This window comes from Campylobacter sp. RM12654 (assembly GCF_020137585.1).
GTDB lineage: Bacteria > Campylobacterota > Campylobacteria > Campylobacterales > Campylobacteraceae > Campylobacter_E.
In genome coordinates, this window is sequence record NZ_JACGAR010000001.1 from 30,899 (window position 1) to 51,955 (window position 21,057).

20 protein-coding genes and 1 pseudogene are annotated in these 21,057 nt (G+C 28.0%); 5 read left to right on the top strand and 16 right to left on the bottom strand.

Annotation, left to right across the window (positions count from 1 at the left end):
* The 14 genes and pseudogenes from AVBRAN12654_RS00100 to aspA form a co-directional block, all read right to left on the bottom strand.
* Entirely contained in the window at positions 1–375 is a 375-nt protein-coding gene (locus AVBRAN12654_RS00100; RefSeq protein WP_336613720.1) for a hypothetical protein, read from the bottom strand.
* On the bottom strand, positions 375–1,232 hold the full coding sequence (locus AVBRAN12654_RS00105; protein WP_214115793.1) for a helix-turn-helix transcriptional regulator: 858 nt from the start codon (positions 1,230–1,232) through the stop codon (positions 375–377). Before AVBRAN12654_RS00105 ends, AVBRAN12654_RS00100 begins: the two co-directional genes overlap by 1 nt.
* Positions 1,213–2,277 (bottom strand): 23S rRNA (adenine(2503)-C(2))-methyltransferase RlmN, encoded by a 1,065-nt coding sequence (gene rlmN / locus AVBRAN12654_RS00110; protein ID WP_214115794.1) that lies wholly within the window; start codon positions 2,275–2,277, stop codon positions 1,213–1,215. The genes AVBRAN12654_RS00105 and rlmN overlap by 20 nt, the downstream gene beginning before the upstream one ends.
* Positions 2,274–2,783 carry a phosphorylase family protein gene (locus AVBRAN12654_RS00115; protein WP_214119880.1) on the bottom strand — a complete coding sequence of 170 codons (510 nt, stop codon included), beginning with the start codon at positions 2,781–2,783 and terminating at the stop codon, positions 2,274–2,276. The genes rlmN and AVBRAN12654_RS00115 overlap by 4 nt, the downstream gene beginning before the upstream one ends.
* Positions 2,780–4,585 carry a 1-deoxy-D-xylulose-5-phosphate synthase gene (gene dxs, locus AVBRAN12654_RS00120; RefSeq protein WP_336613721.1) on the bottom strand — a complete coding sequence of 602 codons (1,806 nt, stop codon included), beginning with the start codon at positions 4,583–4,585 and terminating at the stop codon, positions 2,780–2,782. Before dxs ends, AVBRAN12654_RS00115 begins: the two co-directional genes overlap by 4 nt.
* Complete coding sequence (locus AVBRAN12654_RS00125) at positions 4,575–5,360, bottom strand: FliH/SctL family protein (protein ID WP_214115797.1); 786 nt, start codon at positions 5,358–5,360, stop codon at positions 4,575–4,577. Before AVBRAN12654_RS00125 ends, dxs begins: the two co-directional genes overlap by 11 nt.
* The gene (fliG, locus tag AVBRAN12654_RS00130) at positions 5,357–6,385 is read right to left on the bottom strand and encodes a flagellar motor switch protein FliG (protein WP_214115798.1); all 1,029 of its coding nucleotides are present in this window, start codon (positions 6,383–6,385) and stop codon (positions 5,357–5,359) included. Before fliG ends, AVBRAN12654_RS00125 begins: the two co-directional genes overlap by 4 nt.
* Complete coding sequence (gene fliF, locus AVBRAN12654_RS00135) at positions 6,385–8,073, bottom strand: flagellar basal-body MS-ring/collar protein FliF (RefSeq protein WP_214115799.1); 1,689 nt, start codon at positions 8,071–8,073, stop codon at positions 6,385–6,387. The genes fliG and fliF overlap by 1 nt, the downstream gene beginning before the upstream one ends.
* Positions 8,070–9,134: a prephenate dehydratase gene (pheA, locus tag AVBRAN12654_RS00140; protein WP_214116008.1), complete on the bottom strand. Its 1,065-nt coding sequence runs from the start codon at positions 9,132–9,134 to the stop codon at positions 8,070–8,072. Before pheA ends, fliF begins: the two co-directional genes overlap by 4 nt.
* 4 nt (positions 9,135–9,138) lie before the next feature.
* A complete protein-coding gene (gene lysA, locus AVBRAN12654_RS00145) occupies positions 9,139–10,350 on the bottom strand; it encodes a diaminopimelate decarboxylase (RefSeq protein ID WP_214115800.1) in 1,212 nt (403 codons plus the stop codon).
* 18 nt (positions 10,351–10,368) lie between these two features.
* Positions 10,369–11,412: an LptF/LptG family permease gene (locus AVBRAN12654_RS00150; protein ID WP_336613722.1), complete on the bottom strand. Its 1,044-nt coding sequence runs from the start codon at positions 11,410–11,412 to the stop codon at positions 10,369–10,371.
* Positions 11,413–11,853, bottom strand: coding sequence for a hypothetical protein (locus AVBRAN12654_RS00155; protein WP_214115802.1), 441 nt, complete (start codon positions 11,851–11,853; stop codon positions 11,413–11,415).
* Positions 11,850–13,898, bottom strand: a pseudogene (gene ccsA, locus AVBRAN12654_RS00160) (cytochrome c biogenesis protein CcsA); the annotation flags it as partial. The gene AVBRAN12654_RS00155 and the pseudogene ccsA, both read right to left, overlap by 4 nt.
* Before the next feature lie 1,087 nt (positions 13,899–14,985).
* Positions 14,986–16,386, bottom strand: a complete 1,401-nt coding sequence (aspA, locus tag AVBRAN12654_RS00165; protein WP_336609594.1) for an aspartate ammonia-lyase — start codon at positions 16,384–16,386, stop codon at positions 14,986–14,988.
* A 61-nt stretch (positions 16,387–16,447) separates the two neighbouring features.
* Between aspA and AVBRAN12654_RS00170 the strand changes: the two genes are divergently transcribed.
* From AVBRAN12654_RS00170 to AVBRAN12654_RS00190, 5 genes are read left to right on the top strand one after another with little or no spacing between them, the layout of a single operon-like run.
* Positions 16,448–17,167, top strand: a complete 720-nt coding sequence (locus AVBRAN12654_RS00170) for a TerC family protein (RefSeq protein ID WP_214115805.1) — start codon at positions 16,448–16,450, stop codon at positions 17,165–17,167.
* Positions 17,157–17,411 carry a hypothetical protein gene (locus AVBRAN12654_RS00175; RefSeq protein ID WP_214115806.1) on the top strand — a complete coding sequence of 85 codons (255 nt, stop codon included), beginning with the start codon at positions 17,157–17,159 and terminating at the stop codon, positions 17,409–17,411. Before AVBRAN12654_RS00170 ends, AVBRAN12654_RS00175 begins: the two co-directional genes overlap by 11 nt.
* On the top strand, positions 17,374–18,813 hold the full coding sequence (locus tag AVBRAN12654_RS00180) for a phosphoethanolamine transferase (protein ID WP_336613723.1): 1,440 nt from the start codon (positions 17,374–17,376) through the stop codon (positions 18,811–18,813). The genes AVBRAN12654_RS00175 and AVBRAN12654_RS00180 overlap by 38 nt, the downstream gene beginning before the upstream one ends.
* A gap of 59 nt (positions 18,814–18,872) precedes the next feature.
* Complete coding sequence (gene trxB, locus AVBRAN12654_RS00185) at positions 18,873–19,805, top strand: thioredoxin-disulfide reductase (RefSeq protein ID WP_336609595.1); 933 nt, start codon at positions 18,873–18,875, stop codon at positions 19,803–19,805.
* Positions 19,802–20,035 carry a hypothetical protein gene (locus AVBRAN12654_RS00190; RefSeq protein WP_336613724.1) on the top strand — a complete coding sequence of 78 codons (234 nt, stop codon included), beginning with the start codon at positions 19,802–19,804 and terminating at the stop codon, positions 20,033–20,035. The genes trxB and AVBRAN12654_RS00190 overlap by 4 nt, the downstream gene beginning before the upstream one ends.
* 19 nt (positions 20,036–20,054) lie before the next feature.
* Here AVBRAN12654_RS00190 and AVBRAN12654_RS00195 read toward each other — a convergent pair whose 3' ends face one another.
* Together AVBRAN12654_RS00195 and AVBRAN12654_RS00200 are read right to left on the bottom strand one after the other, a co-directional pair.
* Positions 20,055–20,648, bottom strand: a complete 594-nt coding sequence (locus tag AVBRAN12654_RS00195; RefSeq protein WP_214150289.1) for a hypothetical protein — start codon at positions 20,646–20,648, stop codon at positions 20,055–20,057.
* Positions 20,649–20,652: 4 nt separating this feature from the next.
* On the bottom strand, positions 20,653–21,030 hold the full coding sequence (locus AVBRAN12654_RS00200; protein WP_336613725.1) for a TM2 domain-containing protein: 378 nt from the start codon (positions 21,028–21,030) through the stop codon (positions 20,653–20,655).
* Between the last annotated feature and the right edge of the window lie 27 nt (positions 21,031–21,057).

Below are 21,057 nucleotides of genomic sequence, written 5' to 3' on the forward strand. Positions count from 1 at the left end.
CTAGAATTTATCTTCTAACTTATCGTAACTTTCTTTTAATTGCAACATTATTAAACATTTTTCAAGGTCTTTAAAATGCATTGTATCATCTAAGAGCAAAAAGCATTTTTTTAATAATTCTTTATGTTCTTCATAATCATCGCTTACTAATTTTGTAGCTATACTAAAAGCATTTATTAAACTATTTTTAGTGTTAATTTCTAATAAAATATAAGCAAAATCAATATATCTTAAATCATTATAAGAAATCTTATTTGAGCTTTTTAGGCAAAAAATCTCTTCGTTTATTATGCTAAATCCTTCAATATTTACTATACTAATTTGCTTTTCTTTGCACTCATTACAAATTATTTCAAATATCTTTTGCTTTTGCATTAAATATTCTTTAAATATTCTTTAATTCTAGCCTTGCACTCATTTGCTAAGCTTTTTGGCTCAAGAATTTTAATATGTGGAATCCACTTAAAAACCAGCCTAATAATCTCATCTTCATAGCTTGTTTCTGTTTCTATTATGATTTTATCTAAATGGCTTGAGATTATTCTTTGATTTTTTAATATTGCTCTTTTTAAAAAATATTCTTTAGCAACACAATCTAATTCTAAAATAACATTTGTAATATTATTTGATATAAAACTACTTGAATTATTGTTAATCAGCTCTTGTGTGCTTTCATTTGGGATAAATTCTTCTTGTGTGATTAATAAATTTTTGATTTTATATAAAGTAAAGCTTTTAAGTTCAGCTTCTTCACAAGCTAATAAATACCAAATATCTTGATGATTTACTAATTTATAAGGCATTAGAATTCTTTCTTTTGCATTATAAGTTATTTTAATTTTTACCTTATTTAAAATCGCATTAGTTAAGCTCTCATAAACACTACTAATATCATCAATTTCGTTATTTTTAATATTAGTAATTGGTAGTTCTTTTTGAGTAAAAAGATTGTTTAAAAACTCATCGCTAAGCCTTGTTGGAAGCATAGTAATATCAAATATTTTTATAAGTTTTCTAATCTCTTCGTGATTGCTTTTGATATAAGCTTTATCTAAACTATAATCCCCATTTCTTCTAGCAATTATTGGTAATTTTGATAATCTTTCATTAATATCACGCTGAATAGTCTTAGCATTTACTCCAAATTCTTCAGCTAAATCGTGCTTATTTAATATCTCTTCATTATAAAGTCTTACTAATATTTGAGCTATTCTATATGATGGTTTTTGCATTTTCATCCTCGTTGTTTCTTAATTGCCCGCACGCTGCACTAATATCAAGCCCTTTGCTTTGTCTAATGGTAGCGTTTTGTCCGTGTGCTTGTAAATAATCTCTAAAAGCAATTACTTTTTCTTCACTTGGGCGTTTATAGATACTGCCTTCGTGTGGGTTAAAATAAATTAAATTTATCTTAGCTTTTATTCCATGTAGTAATTTTACTAAAGCCTTTGCGTGGCTTAAATCATCATTAATCCCACCTAAACATAAATATTCAAATAGCACTCTTTTTCTAGCATCTATTGGGAAATTCCTTACCGCATTTAAAACACTTTCAATATTATAAGCCTTATTAATAGGCATTAATTCATCTCTTAAAGTATCATTTACAGCGTGAAGCGAAATTGCAAGTAATACACCTAAATTCATCTTGCCTAATTCTTCAATTTGCTTTGCAAGACCACTTGTTGAGATTGTTTGACGGCGTGGTGATATTGCTAGAGTATCATTATGAGAAAAGATTTTAATAGCCTTGCTAACTGCTTTTAAATTATCAAGTGGCTCTCCCATACCCATAAAAACTATATTAATACCTTGCTCATAAGGAATTTTTGCGTATTTTTTGATAAATAATACTTGAGCTACTATTTCAGCTGTGCTAAGATTTCTAATAAGCCCACTTTTACCCGTTAAACAAAAGGCACAACCACTTTTGCAACCTACTTGGCTACTTATACAAATAGTGTATTTTGCACTTTTTTTCACACCATTTTCTATTCTTTCTTTTTTCATAGGTAGCAAAACGCTTTCTATTGTGTGATTATCGTGCAAGGAAAATAAGAATTTAATACTCCCATCAATGCTTGTTTGAGCTATTTTTAAGCTAAGTGGCATAATGTTAAATTCATTTTTTAATTGCTCTCTTAGAGCTTTTGATAAACTTGTAGCTTCGCTAAAATCATTTATATATTTTTGATATACAAATTTTGCTAATTCATTATTTAGATATTTTGGACTAAGGTTATATTCTTCTGGTAAAAAATCTAATAATTCTTTCATAAAAGTCCTTTGTTTTCTAAGTAATTTTCTAGTATTTCATTAGCTTTTGCTATGTTTTTTATATATTCTTCGTGTGCGAATTCATCACAATAATTAGTCGCTACTAAAATTGCACTAGCTGGAATTTTATAATAATTAGCAGTCGCAAAAAAACTAAAACACTCCATATTTTCGCCTAATATCCCGTATTTTTCATTCATTTTCTTAGCGTATTCGTAATTTTTACAAATATAATTAGAAGAATTTAAATTAGAAACTTCATTAGTTTTCATAGGGGTATAAACTAAATCATCTAACATAGCTAATTCAATATTTACAGCACTTTTAAACTCATTTACGCTAAAAAGCTCAATTTCTTTAGTATAAAGCCCCATTGAACCTATAAAAATCAATCTTTTTGGCTGCTTTTTAAGTATTAATTCGCTAAGTTTTATAGAACAATTACTACCTAATCCAATAGGCTCTGCGTAATCATAAATCTCACTTATTCCTGCACTAACTATCATTTATTGCCTTTAATTTTATTTATAATACTTTTTGCATCAAGCCCTAAGCTTTGCATAACTTCATTTGTATTTCCGTGAGTTATAAACTCATCTTCGTATTCATAAGATATTAATTTAATGTCTAAATCATATTCTTTTAAAAAGCTAGAAATTATAGAATTTAATCCGCCTATTTTTGCACTTTCGCTAAAAATATGCCATTCTTTTGAACTCTTAGCAAGATTTAATAAAAACTCTTTATCAAGTGGTTTAGCAAATACTAAATCAATTACATTTGCACTGATTTCTTCACTAACCGCTAAAGCTTTTGCAACGCCTTCTCCAAAACCTAAAAAGCTTATATTAGAATTTACATTTTTAATAAAATGAGTTTTTAAACTTGGCTCATAGCTCTCATCTAAAGCAAAACTTCCCCTAGGATAGCGAATAGCAATTAGCCCAACTTTACTTGTAGCGTATTCAAGCAATAATTTAAAACTTTTAGCATTCGTTGGAGCACAAATTTTAAAATTAGGTATGCAAGATATATATGAAATATCAAAAGCTCCTTGATGAGTTTTGCCATCATTTCCTACAATCCCTGCACGATCAAGTGCAAAAACCATATTAAGATTAAGTATTGCACAATCGTGAATTAAACTATCATAAGCTCTTTGCAAAAAAGTTGAATAAATAGCTACAACAGGCATAAAACCACATTTACTCATAGCTGCCATTGAAGTTACTGCGTGAGCTTCTGCTATTCCTACATCATAAAATCTATTAGGATATTTTGCTATTAATTTATCAATTCCAGTGCCACTTGGCATAGCTGCACTAAGACCTACTATTTTTTCATTTTTACTTGCTAGTTCATCTAAAATATCACTAAAAATTGCCGTTGCACTAGGTTTTTTTGAACTACTTAAACTCTTACCTGTTTTTATATCAAAAGCTCCAACTCCGTGCCAACTACCCTCATCATTTAAAGAATACTCATAACCATAGCCTTTGATTGTTTGAATATGCAATAATACAGGCTTTTTAAGACTTTTTGCTAGATTTAATGCAGTTATTAAATCAGCAATATTATGCCCATCAATTGGGCCAATATATTCAAGCCCTAATTCTTCAAAAAACATTCCAGCAGGAGTGATTAATTTAAATCCATCTTCAAATCTTTTTGCAGTATATCTAGCACCTTCAGGCAAGTATTCAAGCATTGCTTCAACGCCTTTTTTAAATTTTTGATAAATTGGACTTGATAAACTTTTTGATAAAAATCTTGAAACCGCACCAATAGGCTTACTAATACTCATTTTATTATCATTTAAGATAATAATACTTGGATATTTTCTATCTCCTAATTCATTTAAAGCCTCATAAGCTAATCCACAGCCCATCGCCCCATCACCAATAATAGCAATTGGAATTGCATCTTTTTTATTAAGACTAAAAGCCTTTGCAACCCCCGTTGCAAGAGATATTGAAGTAGATGAATGCCCTGCTATAAAAAAATCATACTCGCTCTCATTTGGCTCGGTATAACCACTAATTCCATTAAATTGTCTTAGATTTTCTAAATTCCTATTTGTTAATATTTTATGTGCGTAGCATTGATGAGATACATCAAAAATTAAAGGATTTTCCTTTATATCAAATAAATGATGAAGAACAACGCTTAGTTCAACCACGCCTAAATTAGACGATAAATGACCGCCGTTTTTGCTAACTTGCTCAATGATTGTAGCTCTTATATCACTACATAATTCTTTTAATTCGTTTTCATTAAGGCTTTTGATATTTTCAATTTTACGCTTCATCTAATATCATACTCCTTGCTTGTGCTAATCTTTCTTTTAAGTTAATTTGAGTATTTAATGTATCTGAATTAATAATCAAACAACCCTTATTAATAGCATCATCAGCTAAGATTTCAATCCTATTTGAACTTAATTCTTTATTTAAATAATCAAAATCCTTAGGATTTACGCTGATTTTAATCTTAATACTTTTATCAATTCCTTGCATTATCGTATTTGCATAAGCTAGAGCAATTTTTGCTGAACTTGTTTCTAGCTCTTTATTTACTACTTCTTTAGCTATTAAATAAGCAGCTTCGTTTAAATCGCTTTTTGTTTTTTCACAAAAATCACTTAATTCTTGGCATTTATTTTCAAGCTTTTTAATACTATTTGATACATTTATACTAAGCTCGTTTATTTTATCTTCATTTTGAGATTTACCTGCGTTTAAACCTTCTTCATAAGCGTTTTTTTTAGCTATTTCAATCTCATTTAAAAGTCTTTTTTCAAATTCTTCTTCTTGTTTTTCAAGTTTCATTTGAAGTTTTACTACATTATCGCTTAAAGTTTCCATTTTTTTAAGCATTTCTTCATTGATTGGATTTGGTGGCGGTGGTGGTGGCGGAGTAATTTCTTTAATTATTACAGGCTCTTCTTTTATTTCTTGTGGAGTTTCAATAACTTCACTAAGCTGCTCTTCACTTGTATCGGTATCAAACGAGCTTAGAATTTTAAATTTATAATTTTGAATATGATGCTCTTTGGCTTTATTATCAATAATAGTTTTCATCATTCTATCATCTCATCACTTTCGCCTAATTGTATTACTCCACTTTCATTAAGCTTTTGAACAACTTCAACGATTTTTCTTTGTGCTTCTTCTACATCTTTTACCCTAACAGCACCTAAAAATCCCATTTCTTCATTAAAACTCTCTGCTGCTCTTTGGCTCATATTAGATAAAAACATACCTTTTAAATCTTCCGTGCTTCCTTTTAAAGCTATCATTAAATCTTTTTTATCAGCAACTTTTAATATCTCTCTAATTGCTGTTGTGCCTAATTTAGTAATATCATCAAAAGTAAACATCATATCTTTAATAGTAGTTGCAAGTTTTTCATCAGTTTGCTCTAAATATGCAATAGTTGATTTGCTTGATTTTTGACCTAGACGATTAAGCACTTCAGCAACTGCTCTAGTCCCTCCAACTTCAACTTTATAAGATGTAAGAGATTGTAATTTACTCTCTAAAACGGTTGAAACTCTTTTAATAATACTTGGGCTAATATCACCTAAAGTAGCAATTCTATGGATTACTTCACTTCTTAAATTATCTTCAAAAAACTCTAAAGTCTCAGCTGCTCTAGTAGGCTCCATATGTGCAATAATTAAAGCTATTGTTTGTGGATATTCATTTACGATAAAGTCAGCTAATTGTTGAGGTTTAATATTGCTAAGATAAGAAAATGCTTGATTTCCATCTAAAGTTTTTGCTAATTTTGATAAGATTTTTTCAGCTTCTTCAATCCCATAAGTATTGTATAAAATCTCTTTAGCAAATTCCAAACCACCATTTTTAATATACTGATTTGACTTAAGTAAAGCGTGAAATTCTTCTAATACAGCAGTAGCTACTGCTCTATCGACTTGCTTTGCACTTGCAATATATTTTGTGATTTCAATTACCATATCTGTATCAAGATTTGAAAATATTAGTGTGCTTGGCTCTTCTCCCATTAGAACCAAAAATATTGCAATTTTTTCTAAAATACTTAAATCATTATATAAGCTTTTTTGTTCGTTGCTTAAATTTGCCATTACATTTCCTTTTGAGATTGATTAAATTCAGCATCGTTTTTTAATAAACTTTTAAATAGCATAGCAACCTCATCACTTTTTTCTGTGCTAATAGTTTTTAATTTTTCAAGTAAAATATCATATTGTAATTCATCTTCACTAAATCCAGCGTCAATTCCAAGTTGTTCTTCAACTCTTTTCTTAGCTTGTTGGTATTTTTCTATCGCATCTTCTTCATCATCAGCACCTTCTTCACGCCTAATTTCTTCTAATTCTTCAGGTGTAAATACCTTATCCTCAAGCATTTTCTTAATAAACGGAGATATAACCTTTTTATAAAATATAAACATTAACACCATAGCAAAAATATATTTTGCAGGTGGAATAAACGGCATTATATAGCTTTCTAAGAAATTAGTAATTTTAATTGATGGTGGAACTGGAGCTTTAATATTATTAAATCTAATATTATCAACACTAACACTATCTCCTCTAGTATCATTAAATCCTATTGCGTTTTTTACCAAACCTTGTAATTTTTTAAGCTCATCATCGCTAATTGCTACATATTTTACTTCGCCATTTTCATCAATTTCGTATTTTCCATCTACTACTACTGCTGCACTAATTCTATTTAAGGTTGCAAATTGACCTTTGATGGTTGTAATTTTTTTAGATATTTCATAATTAATTGTGCTTTGATTTTTGCTATAACTTTCTTTATTTTCTCCATCTTCAATGCCTTGAACAGGTCCAATATTTGATATTGCTCCTGGCACTCCGCCTACTTCTTTACCTTTTTTGCCTTCTTTTTTCTCTTCTAAACTTTGCTCACTTCTAGCGACTGAATTTGGGTCAAACACTTCACTTTGACTATTTGCCTTATCAAAATTAAAATCAGCATTAACTCTAGCAACAACTCTATCCCAACCACCAAGAACAGGTGCTAAAACATTTATAATCTTTTGCTCTAATGAATTTTCATATTCTTTTTTATAATTTATTTGTGCGTTTAATTCATCTACATCAAGCCCTACTTCATCAGCACCTAAATTAACTCCATTTTGGTCAATTATTTTAACATTCTCAACACTTAAACCAGCTACTGATGATGCTATTAAATTTTTAATCCCTAAAACTTGTTTTTGACCTAATTTCATACCCATTTTAATATTTAAAACTACTGAAGCTGTTGGTGGCTCTTTTTCTTTTACAAACAAAGATTCTTTACCAAAAGCAATATGAACTGCAGCTTTATTAATAGGATTTAGGCTCTCAATTGTTCTTGCTAATTCGCCTTCTAAAGCTCTTTTAAACTTGATTTTTTGTTCTTCATCAGTAGCTCCAAATTCTTGTTTATCAAAAATCTCAAAACCTACTTTATTATCCTTTAAAATTCCAGCACTTGCCACTTCTAAACGCTGCTTATAAACATCAGCACTTGGAACTAAAATGGTGCTTTCATCTTTTAAAATATAATTTATCTGATTTTTTTCTAATATTGACACAACTGCAGCTGAATTTTTAGTATCTAATTCATCAAATAAAACAGAATATCCAGAGTAGTTTTTATTATTACCAGAATTATATACGAGTAAAAAAACTATAAAAGCAACGGTTGCAATAATGGCTGCTAATATAGTTAGTTTTTGTTTTTTTTCTAAACCCGAATAGAACTTGCCTATTCCTTGTAAAAATTGCTTAATCATTTATCATTCTTTAAATATGAGCCAAGCCATTTTATATTTGTTTTATTTTTTAAGATTTTTTGCACATTCAAATCATCAATATGTCCGTCAAAATCAATAAAAAAACTATATTCAAATTCTTTTTTCTTTAAAGGTCTTGATTCAATTTTAGTTAAGTTGATATTTGCTTCTTTAAACTCATTAAGCAAATCAACTAAAGCACCTGCTTTATGTGCTGTATTTGCTAGAATTGATGTTTTAGAATTGCTTGATTTTTCGCAAGAATGTTTGCTAAGCACTAAAAATCTAGTTTTATTTGCCTTATTATCTTCAATACACTCAAACATTAAAGGCAAATCGCTTAATTTTGCTGCAATTTTTGAGCAAATTGCAGCTGAGTTTGGCGTATCTTTTGCTAATTTTGCAGCAGCGGCTGTGCTTTTTGTAGGGACAAACTCAATGTCTAAAATATTATGAGCTTCTAAGAATTTTTTGCACTGATTATAGCCTTGTGGATGAGAAAAAATCACTTTAATATCTCTTATATCATCAGTTGTGCTTGCGAATGAATGATGAATATCTAAATAATTTTCAGCAAAAATCAAAATATCATCGTATTTTGCAAGACAATCAAGAGTAGCTCCAACTCCACCTTCTGTATTGTTTTCTATAGGAACTACTGCATAAGATACTTCATCGTTATTTAAACTAACAAAAACATCTTCAATAGTAGCAATCTCAATATATTCACTAAGCGCTCCAAACCATAATCTTGCTGCTTGATGAGTATAAGTGCCAATTGGACCTAAAAACGCAACTCTTTGTGGTAATTCAAGATTTCTTGAAATTGCAAAAATCTCTTGATAAATTGCTTTAATTGCGTCTTTTTCTAATAAGCCTTTGCTATTTTCGCTTAGTCTATTTATTATCTCGTTTTCTCTTACAGGACGATAAATTGGACTACCTTCATTATGCTTTAAAATACCAACTTGCTTTACAAATTCCATTCTTTGATTTAATAATTTAATTATTTCATCATCAATTTTATTTATATTTTGTCTAATTTCTTCTAAATTCATAATATACTCACAAACAAGATAATTCATTAGCTATTAATTCATCAAAACTTTGAGCTTTATTTATTAATTTTAACTCATTGTTATATAAAGAATATTCAGCAACCTTTGTTCTTGAATTATAATTTGAGCTCATTACAAATCCGTAAGCTCCTGAACTTTTAATAACTACTAAATCATTTGCCATTAAAGGTGGTAAAACTATATCTTTTGCTAAGAAATCTCCACTTTCACAAACTCCACCAACTAAATCAGCCTTACTACTTTCGTTTAGCTTATTTACACTAGGAAAGCTTAAAATCTCGTGATATGCTTCGTATAAACTTGGGCGAATTAGTTCACACATAGAAGCATCGCATATTACAAATCTTTTTCCTTCGTTAATTTTTTCATATAAAACCTTGCTTACTAAATAACCTGCATTTCCTACAATATAACGACCTGGCTCACAGCAAATTGTCAAATCTTGTGCTTTTGCAATATTTTTAATCATATGTGCAAACTCATCTAAATTAGGCTCGATTTCATCATTTTTGTATTTAATACCAACTCCGCCACCAATATCAAAAAACTTAATATTTAGCCCTGCGGTATTTAGCTCTTTTATAAATTTTTCTACCAAAATAGCAGCTTGGATAATACTACTTAATTCTAAGATATTTGAACCTATATGAAAATGAACTCCTACTGGATTTAAATAATCTGATTTATGTGCTTTTAAAAACATAGCCCTAGCATTATCTAGGCTAACTCCGAATTTGTTTTCTTTAAGACCTGTTGAAATATAAGGATGAGTTTTTGCATCTATATTAGGATTTACACGAATACTTATATTTACTACTTGGTTTTTACTCTTTGCAATACTTTCTAAAAGCTCTAATTCAGCACTACTTTCTACATTTATATAAAGTATTTTTTGCTCTATTGCAAATTCTAATTCACTTGCACTTTTACCAACCCCACTAAAAATTATTTTATAAGGTTTAGCACCTACTTTTAAAGCTCTTCTAATCTCATTAGCACTAACACAATCAAATCCACTATCTAAATTCGCTAAAAACTTTAATAAAGATAAATTTGAATTAGCCTTAACCGCGTAAAAAATATTATTTTTAGCTCCACTAAATGCTTTTTTAATACTATTAAATCTATTTTCAATCTCGTTAAAATCATACAAATAAAAAGGTGTATTAATACCATTTGCAAGTTTTAAAAAGTCCATTTTTTGCTCCTTTTATAATCACTTATTTTTATTAAACTTCATTAATGAATATACAATAATTATACTTATTGGCAAAAGAATAGCTAGTTCAGGATTTATACTACCATTACTAGCAAATCTTAATAGCAAAAATAAAACTCCATAAACTAATAAAGATAAACTTGTATATGTTAAAGCATAGATATTTAAATCATTATATCTTGGCATAATAGGAATATTGTAAAAAATTATAAGCATAAAAAATGGAGCATATAATAAAAATATACTTTGCTTATAAATACTAGCTCTTGCTATGTTTTTATTAGCTTCAAAATTATTAAGATAAAAAAATGCGTCCTTTAAAGAGCTATCATCAGTGCCTAAATTATCAAGCAAACTTGGGTTAAAATCTTTTAAAATCATTTCTTTTTCTAAATTTTGATTAATTATAAAGGTATCATCAAAATTATTTCCTAATTTAAATTCCATAACTTTTGCGTCTTCTAAAACCCAATTATTATCAATAAAATTTGCTCTTTTTGCTAAGATGATTTTAGATATTTCATTATTTGTTTTTTTGATAATTTTAATATCACTCATTGTAGATTTATCATAACTTTTTATATAGATATAATCATCTTGATATTTAAAAAACAAATCCATTTGTTCTTTGCTTAAATATCCGTATTTTAAAATATTACTTTTATAGTTTTCTGCATAAGCAATATTTGTATAGTTTAAAAAAATTGCGATAAAACTTATTATTAAACTTATAAACATTATAGGTTTAACACTTGCGTTTTTGCTAAGCCCTAAAGAATAAAACGCTATAAATTCATTTTTTTTAATAAGAGATATTTTTGTAAAAATCATAGCAAGTATTAAAGCTATTGGCAATATATAATAAAAAGCTGTAAGCATTGTATATACAATATATAATAAGAATATATTGGTATTTAAATGCAGCTTTTTATAATTAATTAAAATATCTATAAATAAATAAAATCCTACAAAAGCAATAATAAAAATTAAACAATTTTTAAGATAAAGGCTAGCAAGATACCTAAAATAAAGTTTATTCAATTACTTCATCCTTCTTCTTGCAAGTCCTAAATTCTCATATAAATCTATTTCTCTTTTGTAACTTGGATATTTTTTCCCTAATTCGTGATTTAAAAAAGCAATTAATTTTGCTTCAGCACATTTGTTAGCACAAACAACACTAATAAATCCTAATTTTTTTTTAGCATCTTCACTTAAAGTTGTAAGACTTGCTCTATTTTCAAGACTTTGACTTTGTAAAAACGCTAAAACTACTTTATTTAAAGCAGCTGGAGTTTTTGCACTCTTTGCTGCTTTTATCAAATCATCTAAAGCATTTACTTTCTTGACTACTTCTTGCTTTTCTTGTGTAAGAATTTGATTTTCTTTATTTTTTGAGCTCTTAATTATAAAATAAAAAACTAGAGCAATAATTACTAAAAAAGCTACTACACCGACAATTATAAATACATTATCTCTCATAAAAGTTCTGCTTCCTTTTTATTTTTACTTGCAACAATCGCTAATAACGCCATAACTCCTACGCTAATGTAAGCATAAATAGGCACGCTAGCAGCTTCTCCTGCAGCATATGAGTGCATACCTGTTAAAAAGTAATTCACTCCAAAATAAGTCATAATAATACTCAAATATGCAAACATAGAGCATACTGCAAATGTAAATTGATTATTTATTCCTTTAATCATTCTAATATGTAAAACTGCAGCATAAACCAAAATAGATACTAAAGCCCAAGTTTCTTTACTATCCCAGCCCCAATATCTTCCCCAAGATTCATTAGCCCAAACACCACCTAAGAAATTGCCTAAAGTAAGCAATGATAAGCCTAAAATCATAGCCATTTCGTTAATCATTGTAGCTTCTTTTATATTTGATTTTATTCTTTCATTTAGCTTTTTATTTTTTCCTAACATAATAAATAAAACTAATACAAAAATTCCAAGTAAAGCACATAGACCTAAAAATCCATAACTAGCAGTTATGATACTAACATGAATTGTTAGCCAATAACTTTGTAAAACAGGTGCGAGATTGCCTATTTGTGGGTCAATTGAACTAAGATGAGCTACCATTAAAACAATAGCTGCAAGAATTGATGTAAGTGATAATGAAATAGGACTTTTTTTAGAAAATACAATACCACTTAAGCTTAATGCCCAAGAAATATACAATAAACTTTCATAAGAATTTGACCAAGGTGCATGACCACTTAAATATCCCCTAATAGCAAGTGCAATTGTATGAACTATGAAAACTAAAATATTTAGATAATAAACTATTTTAAAGGCAGTTTTTAGACTTGTTTTACCACTAATCATTCTTGAAAATACTAAAATTAATAGCACTAAACCACCTAATAAATAAACAGGGCTTAATTTTGTAAAAATACCTACCTTATCAAAAGCAATTTCTAATTTAAATTTTGCTTCATCAATATTAGTTCCTTGACTTGCCTTAATCTCATTTAAAATCTTTGAGCTTAAAGCATAATTATTGTCTTTATTTGCATTTATTAATGATAAAAAATAAGCTTTTAAATCAGGTTTGCTAGTTTCTAAGACATTTAAAGCTTTACCATCTTCAAAACTAGCTCTTACATAACCACCTAAAGAAGCGTAATATAAAAGATTTAAACGCTCATCAACTTTTAATAATTCTTTTTCATAAGTTCCACGCTTGTTTGGATTGGTTCTTAAAGCTTTATCTACTTCATCTTTTAAAGCATATACATTATTTGGAAAAAAATCATAAAAACTAGCATATTTACCCTTGCCAAGATTTAAAAAATCTCTTATTTCTTGATTGCTTAGATAAATAAATTTTTCTTTAGAAAAGTCTTTAAAATCACTCATAATCCATATTAAAAGCTCTGTTGCATCTTTGCCTTGATAAGTGCTTGTTTTATGAATTTTATTTACTAAATCAAGTGCTAATGAGCCAAATGGAGCTATTCTTCCATTGTCTTTTTGAACTGGTAAAACGCTTAATTCTTTTACATGCTCTTCTAGGCTAACTGGGGCTAGATTTTTATTAGCATTATCTATAGCTTCATTAATGTCATCAGAATGTAAAAGCGGAGTTAAAGCACTAAGTAAAAGCACTAATGAACTCATTTTTGCTAAGCGTTTTGTTAAAATCATAAAGCGTGAGTTTTTGTAAATCAAGTTTAAAAATAATCCTATACCTAATAATAAATATCCAATATAAGTTGGTATTTTGCCTGGGTCTTGATTTACACTTAAAATAGTTCCTAGCTCATCTTTATCGTATGAGCTTTGATAAAATCTATAACCTTTATGGTCTAATACATTATTCATATAAATCTTATAATCCTTACTTTCATCATCATTTATTCTAATATAACTTGCATAAGATTTCGGAGAATTTGAAGCCATATAACGCTCTAATTCAAATTTGTTTAAAGTAAAGCTAAATGGTAATTCAAGTAATTTAGCAGTATAAGATATGCTAAAAGTTTGATTTGCTAGAGTAATTTTTTGCCCTTCTCCTTCAAATAAATATGCGTATAAACTATCATTATCATAAGTTACTTTTACTAAATAAGCATTTGGATACTCGCTATCTTTGCTATCTTCGTAGTATTTAACGCCGTTTTTGTAAAATTTATCAAATCCAATTTTGTAATTTTCAAATGAAATTACCATTCCATCATCAAGGCTAAATTCATTATCAGCTAATAATTTTATATTTTTCTTATTTTTAACATCAAATATTTCTAAATCAAAATTCGCTTTAATTTTGTTTTCGTTAAATTCTAAAAGCTTAGCATTCATTGAAATAGCTTTTTTATTTGCTATTACAACTTCTCCTAATACAACAAATCTACCTTCATCAAGAGCTAATGCACTTGAGCCTTGCTCTCCTGAAACATTTAATAACACAAAAGGTTTTCCGCCTATTTCTTCTTTATAAGCTGGTTTTGCGTGTAAAATAACTTTTTCTAATTTTAAATTAGCTATTTTGCCATCTAAATCTAAGTTAATATCTACATCATTATGACCTATTACACTTATATATTTAAACTCATCGCTTGAATAGTATTTATTATCTTTCATAGCAGAAATACTAAAAAATGCTTCTCTTGAGCTTACTATATTTGAAGTTTCATTTTCTCTTATATGAATATATCCTTCAAATCCATAATACCTAGTAAGTGCCGAGCCAAGTAGCATAAATAAAAAACTAAGATGGAATATAAAAAGCGGTAATTTTTCATACATTTTATATCTAAATATTGCAAAAAATAAATTAATTCCTAGCAATACCTGAATAGCAGCAAACCACCAGCTAGCATATATTAAAGCCCAAGCTGTAGGAGTTCCATATTTGCTTTCTATAAAAGTTGCTAAACCACTAGCAAAAGCAAACAACAAAAACAAAATTATGCTTAATTTCATACTTGATATCATCTTATACATTGTTATTCCTTGTGATTGTTAAAGATAAATTTTAACTAAAAAAAATTAGCTAAATTTAAACAAAAGCAATAAATAATAATTTTTATTATTTAGATTAAATTATTATCTATTACTTTTTAAAGAAATAGGAATTTAAAATTCCTATTTCAAAATATTATTTAATTTCTCCCATATGTGGCTTTAACATAAACTCAGGGCTTAAAATCTTATCAAGCTTTTCTTTATCCATTAATTTACGCTCTAAAACTAAATCATAAACTCTTGCACCCGTTTGCAATGCAACTTTTGCAATACTTGCACTATTTTCATAACCTATATAAGGATTTAGTGCGGTTACAATTCCTATACTATTCATCACAAAATCTTCGCATATTTGTTTATTTGCTGTGATACCATCTACACATTTATCAGCTAAAGTCTTCATAGAACGCTCAAGCATACAAATACTATTTAATAAACTATATGCTGCAAGTGGTTCAAATACATTTAATTGTAATTGTCCGCCCTCGCAAGCTAAAGTAACGCTAACATCAGCACCAATTACATAATAACACACTTGATTTACTACTTCAGGGATAACTGGATTTACCTTACCTGGCATAATTGATGAGCCTGGTTGCATTTTTGGTAAGTTAATTTCATTTAAGCCACATTTTGGACCACTAGAAAGCAATCTTAAATCATTGCAAACTTTACTTAATTTTGTTGCAACTCTTTTTAAAACTCCACTAATTTGAACAAAAGCTCCTGTATCTTGTGTAGCTTCTATTAAATCATCTGCTATTACAAAATTTGCACCTGTTATGTATTGAAGGTGTTTTGCAACGATTGGTGGATAATCAGGATGAGAATTAATTCCTGTTCCAATAGCAGTTGCACCCAAGTTAATTTCTAAAATTAAGCTTCTTGCTTCGCTAACTCTTTGTATATCTTCGCCAAGCATTACAGCAAAAGTTTTAAATTCTCTTCCTAAAGTCATCGGAACTGCGTCTTGAAGTTGGGTTCTTCCCATTTTTATAATATCTTTAAACTCAATTGCTTTTCTTTCATAAGCTGCTTTTAAATAATTCATAGCTTTCATTAAATCACTTAAATAATCATATAAAGCAACTCTTAAAGATGTTGGATAAGCATCATTTGTGCTTTGAGATAAATTCACATGGTCATTTGGATGACAATACTCATACTCACCTTTTTTATGCCCTAATTTTTCTAAAGCAATATTTGCTATAACTTCATTTGCATTCATATTTGTAGAAGTTCCTGCACCACCTTGTATCATATCTACAACAAATTGGTCTTTATATTTTCCAGCTATTAATTCATCACAAGCAAAACAAATAGCGTTTTTAATCTCTTCATTAATTAAGCCTAATTCATAATTAGCTAAAGCTGCTGCTTTTTTTACTTTCGCAAAAGATATAATTAGTCTTGGAAAGTCCTTTAAACGCTTTCCTGAAATGTCAAAATTTTGCACTGCTCTTAAGGTCTGAACTCCATAATAAATATCATCAGCAATTTCAAGTTCGCCTAAAAAATCGTGTTCTAATCTCATTTAATCTCCTTTAAAAAATTTCGGTTAGGATAGCATTTTTTAATCAATAAAAAGGACAATTATGTTTGAATGGATTTTCACTTCAGAAGGCATATTATCTTTCGTAACTTTAGTATTACTTGAGATAGTTTTAGGAATAGATAATATTATTTTTCTTACTATTTTAGTAAGTAAATTACCAAAACACCTTCAAAATAAAGGCCGTATTTTAGGACTTGGTTTTGCTATGCTAACTCGTATAGCACTTTTATTTAGTATCTTTTGGCTTGTTAAACTTACAAAACCTTTATTTAATATCTTAGGTCAAGATTTTAGCGGTAGAGATATTGTCTTAATTGGTGGTGGAATATTTTTAATAATTAAATCAATTAAAGAACTAATATCAATGCAAAAAAACGAGCATAGTGATAATAGTAATTTTAAGGCTAGCTCAAATTTCTTTGTTGTAATAATTGAAATTGCTTTAATTGATATAATTTTTTCTTTAGATAGTGTAATTACTGCAGTAGGAATTGCTGATGAGCTTAGTATTATGATATTAGCTGTAATAATTGCTATGATGTTTATGATGATTGCTAGTAAATGGATTGGAGATTTAGTAGAAAAATTCCAAGAATTAAAAACTCTAGCTTTAACATTTTTAGTCTTAGTTGGTGGCGTTTTAATAGTTGAAGGTTTAAATATTCATATAAATAAAGCATATATTTATACTGCTTTAGCATTTAGTATAGTAAATACAACCCTAAATATCTTGCAAAAAAAGGCTAAAGATGAAAAATAATTTTACTGAATTTGTTTTAAAGCATTTTGGAATATTTTTATATTTTACACTAAGCAATATTTTTTGCTTAGTATTGTTTTCTAATAAGATTATAAATCAAGGCATTATTCAAGATTTAAAATATATAAAATCTACTTCAGTTACGCTAATTTTTATAATCTTATTTGTATATTTTCTAATCTATATTCTAAAATCTAAAATCCCTTATGGGGGGGGGTATTTTAAGATTTTTAATAATTTATAATTTCTTTGTAATCTTTATTCAATCTTTTTTAGTAATTAATTTTAATAATTTTTTAAATCCAAGTTTCTTAGAAGCATTTTTAAATACAAATATGGCTGAAAGTATTGAGTTTATATCAATATATATTAATTTTAAATTCTTTGGAATTTTAATTTTTATGATTGTGGCTTTATTTTTATTAAAAATTAAAATAAATATAAAGATAAATAACAAATTAAACATAGCTTTTATTATTTTAATCTTCGTAGTGTGCTTTGGGAATGATTTAAGAAGAGCTATTAAATATGATTTTAGTAGATATATAAATATTCCTTTTATTAAATTTAATAAAGAATTAATTTATACAGATGATATTTTGATTAATTCTAAAATAATGCAAGAGAGTTATTTAAAAATTGCTAATAATCACGAAAAATTAAAAGCTAATGAAAACATAAAAAATATAGTTTTAATAATAGGAGAAAGCTCAAGAAGAAGTGCTTATCAAGACTACGGGCAAGAATTAAACACCACACCTAATCTAATAAATATAAAAAATAAAATAATTTATTCTGATGTTATTGCCCCTTATGCTTCTACAAATCCAGTAATGAGTGTATTGCTTAATTTTGCTAATTTAGATAATTTAAGTGAAAGAAAATTTTATGAGAATTTAGATATTATTAATTTATTCAAATTAGCAAATTACAAAACCTTTTGGATATCTAATCAAGACTATATTAGCGAATGGGGAAATAATGCCGCTAGTGTTGGTATTATGAGTGATTTTTCTTATTTTACAAATAAATATATGAGCTCTAGCGATACTTTAAGTTATGCAAAATATGATGGGGTTTTATTGCCTATTATTAAAAACCTAAAATTAAATGATAATAATTTCATAGTAATTCATCTTTTAGGAAATCACGGAAATTATAAAAAACGCTATCCTAAAGAATTTGCAAAATTTAATGAAAGCGATATTAAAACTAATATAAGCGATAAAAAAAGCATAGCAGAATATTATAATTCCATACTTTATACTGATTATATAATCCAAAATATTTATGATATATTTAAAAATGATGATAGTTTAATAATTTATTTAAGCGACCATGCTGAAAGCTTATATGATGATAAAAGCAAATCTGTTTTAGGGCATATTTTAGATAAAATTACTGCTGAAATACCTTTTATAATTCTTTATTCAAATTCTTTTGAAGAAAATCATAAAAAACTATTAAAAGATTTAAATAAAGCTAAAGATTTGCCTTTTATGAGCGATGATTTAATACATTTAATTTGTGATATAGCAGGAATTTATCCTATTGAATATAAAAGTTATTTAAGCCCACTTAGAAGTGATTATAAAAAAGACAAAATTAGATTGTTTGGTAACGAATTAAAGTATAATAAATTTTAAACTTGATTAACTTAATAAAGTTATTATTAAATAATAAAAATTATTAATTAGGAGATAAAATGTTAGATTTAGCTATTATTGGTGGTGGCCCTGCTGGTCTTAGTGCGGGATTATATGCAACTCGTGGTGGGCTTAAAAATGTTGTAATGTATGAAAAATTTATGCCAGGCGGACAAATTACAAGCTCAAGTGAGATGGAGAATTACCCAGGCGTTGCAACCGTAATGGATGGAATTAGCTTTATGGCACCTTGGAGTGAGCAAAGCACTAGATTTGGTCTAAAAATTGAGCAAAAAGAAGTAATTAGAGTTGAAAAAAATGGCGAGAATTTTAAAATAATTTTCTCTGATAATTCAAGCGAAGATGCTAAAGCTGTTATAGTTTGCACAGGAGCAGCTCCTAAAAAAGCTGGTTTTATAGGCGAAAATGAATTTTTTGGTCGTGGAGTAAGCACATGTGCAACTTGTGATGGTGCATTTTATAGAAAAAAAGAAGTTGCAGTTTTAGGTGGTGGAGATACTGCACTTGAAGAAGCACTTTATCTAGCTAATCTATGCTCTAAAGTATATTTAATCCACAGAAGAGAAGGTTTTCGTGCAGCTCCATCAACCGTTGAAAGAGCTAAGAAAAATGAAAAAATTGAGTTCATTTTAAATGCTAAAGTAGAAGAAGTTGTAGGAGATAATGCTGGAGTTACAGGCGTTAAAATAGTATTTAATGATGGTAGCAAAAAAGATTTAGCAGTTCCAGGGATATTTACTTTCGTAGGACTTGATGTAAGAAATGAAGTATTAAAACAAACTGATGGCTCATTTTTATGCGAAATGATAGGAGATGCTGTTAAGGTTGATTTAAAAATGAGAACGAGTGTTGAAGGCTTGTTTGCTGCAGGAGATTTAAGAGTAGATGCTCCAAGACAAGTTGTTTGTGCTGCAGCTGATGGTGCTAATGCTGCTTTAGGCGTAATTTCATATTTAGAGAGCAAACATTGATAACTAAAATCAAATTAGCATTAGTTAATGAAGATTTTTACGAATTAGAAAGTTTAGCCAATGAGCTAGAAGAAAAAATTAATAGCAATTGGCTAGATACTCTAAGTAAAGATGAATTAGTAGAATTACAAGCTTTGCATACTCAATTAATTGATACTTTATTAAAATTAAAGCATAAAGATTTAGAAAGATTAAAAAAGCTTAAAAAATCTTTAAGCTATATAAAATAGGAATTTTAAATTCCTATTCTTACCATCTAGTTACGCCACCAATAGCCATTACACTAGCACCTACAATAAAAAGGCTAATTAATTTTATAACTAATAATAAAGCAATAATAAATCCAATAGCTATTAAGATATTTATGGGTTTTCTAGGTTTGCTAATAGGCGTTAGCTCGTATTTAGTGAAAAATTCTTTTAATAAAAAATATCTATAAGTTGCACTTGTTAAAACGCTGATAATTACATAAATTAAAACATAACTAATATAAGAAAAATCAAAAGAATTTGATAAGCCCTTTGGTTTAAAACAAAAATAACCAAAAAAAGATAAAACCACAATTGCCCCATAAACAATTCCTGCATAAATCCACATAGAACGCAACGCATAGCTAAAATAACTAAACAACAATGTAGGAAGACATATATCTTTTAGTCTAAAAGAATATCTTGCTATATTTGATTCGCCATTATTTGTATAGTATTTTGCTGCATTGCTTAACTCATCAACTATTGCAGCATTTGGCAATTCTCCTACAAATTCACTCAACTTTACTCTTAATTCTTCTTCGTTTTTGATTAATTCTTGACCTTTGTTAGAAATTAAAAAATCTGTTTTCATAAAATCATCCTATTATTTGTAATATTTTTGTGTAATTGTCTTTTTGAACTGCTTTATATACAAAATATATATCAACTAATACATAAATATATAAAGCCCATAAAATAAAAACTCCGATAAATATAAGTGTTGAAGCTAAGCCTATTAAAAATAGACTTATTTTTAAAAATCCTAACAGCATATTTCCTTGATAAAATCTATCAACACCCCAAACTCCGAAGAAAAATCCTAAAACTGCTGCTAAAATTGGGCTTTTTAACGGGATTAGTGGAAGGTTTTTATATTTTTCTTCGCTTAAATTATCAAGTTTATCATTTAGCATAAACTTTTGCTCACTTGAAATTTTATTATCAAGCAACATTAAAATGGAACTCTTATCCATAATTACTCCTTTTTTAAAATGAAGTAA

Excerpts from the sequence above, each read along its gene's own strand:
- AVBRAN12654_RS00100 (WP_336613720.1), bottom strand. The coding sequence starts at position 375 with ATGCAAAAGCAAAAGATATTTGAAATAATTTGTAATGAGTGCAAAGAA.
- AVBRAN12654_RS00105 (WP_214115793.1), bottom strand. The coding sequence starts at position 1,232 with ATGCAAAAACCATCATATAGAATAGCTCAAATATTAGTAAGACTTTAT.
- rlmN (WP_214115794.1), bottom strand. The coding sequence starts at position 2,277 with ATGAAAGAATTATTAGATTTTTTACCAGAAGAATATAACCTTAGTCCA.
- AVBRAN12654_RS00115 (WP_214119880.1), bottom strand. The coding sequence starts at position 2,783 with ATGATAGTTAGTGCAGGAATAAGTGAGATTTATGATTACGCAGAGCCT.
- dxs (WP_336613721.1), bottom strand. The coding sequence starts at position 4,585 with ATGAAGCGTAAAATTGAAAATATCAAAAGCCTTAATGAAAACGAATTA.
- AVBRAN12654_RS00125 (WP_214115797.1), bottom strand. The coding sequence starts at position 5,360 with ATGATGAAAACTATTATTGATAATAAAGCCAAAGAGCATCATATTCAA.
- fliG (WP_214115798.1), bottom strand. The coding sequence starts at position 6,385 with ATGGCAAATTTAAGCAACGAACAAAAAAGCTTATATAATGATTTAAGT.
- fliF (WP_214115799.1), bottom strand. The coding sequence starts at position 8,073 with ATGATTAAGCAATTTTTACAAGGAATAGGCAAGTTCTATTCGGGTTTA.
- lysA (WP_214115800.1), bottom strand. The coding sequence starts at position 10,350 with ATGGACTTTTTAAAACTTGCAAATGGTATTAATACACCTTTTTATTTG.
- AVBRAN12654_RS00155 (WP_214115802.1), bottom strand. The coding sequence starts at position 11,853 with ATGAGAGATAATGTATTTATAATTGTCGGTGTAGTAGCTTTTTTAGTA.
- aspA (WP_336609594.1), bottom strand. The coding sequence starts at position 16,386 with ATGAGATTAGAACACGATTTTTTAGGCGAACTTGAAATTGCTGATGAT.
- AVBRAN12654_RS00170 (WP_214115805.1), top strand. The coding sequence starts at position 16,448 with ATGTTTGAATGGATTTTCACTTCAGAAGGCATATTATCTTTCGTAACT.
- AVBRAN12654_RS00175 (WP_214115806.1), top strand. The coding sequence starts at position 17,157 with ATGAAAAATAATTTTACTGAATTTGTTTTAAAGCATTTTGGAATATTT.
- AVBRAN12654_RS00180 (WP_336613723.1), top strand. The coding sequence starts at position 17,374 with ATGGGGGGGGGTATTTTAAGATTTTTAATAATTTATAATTTCTTTGTA.
- trxB (WP_336609595.1), top strand. The coding sequence starts at position 18,873 with ATGTTAGATTTAGCTATTATTGGTGGTGGCCCTGCTGGTCTTAGTGCG.
- AVBRAN12654_RS00195 (WP_214150289.1), bottom strand. The coding sequence starts at position 20,648 with ATGAAAACAGATTTTTTAATTTCTAACAAAGGTCAAGAATTAATCAAA.
- AVBRAN12654_RS00200 (WP_336613725.1), bottom strand. The coding sequence starts at position 21,030 with ATGGATAAGAGTTCCATTTTAATGTTGCTTGATAATAAAATTTCAAGT.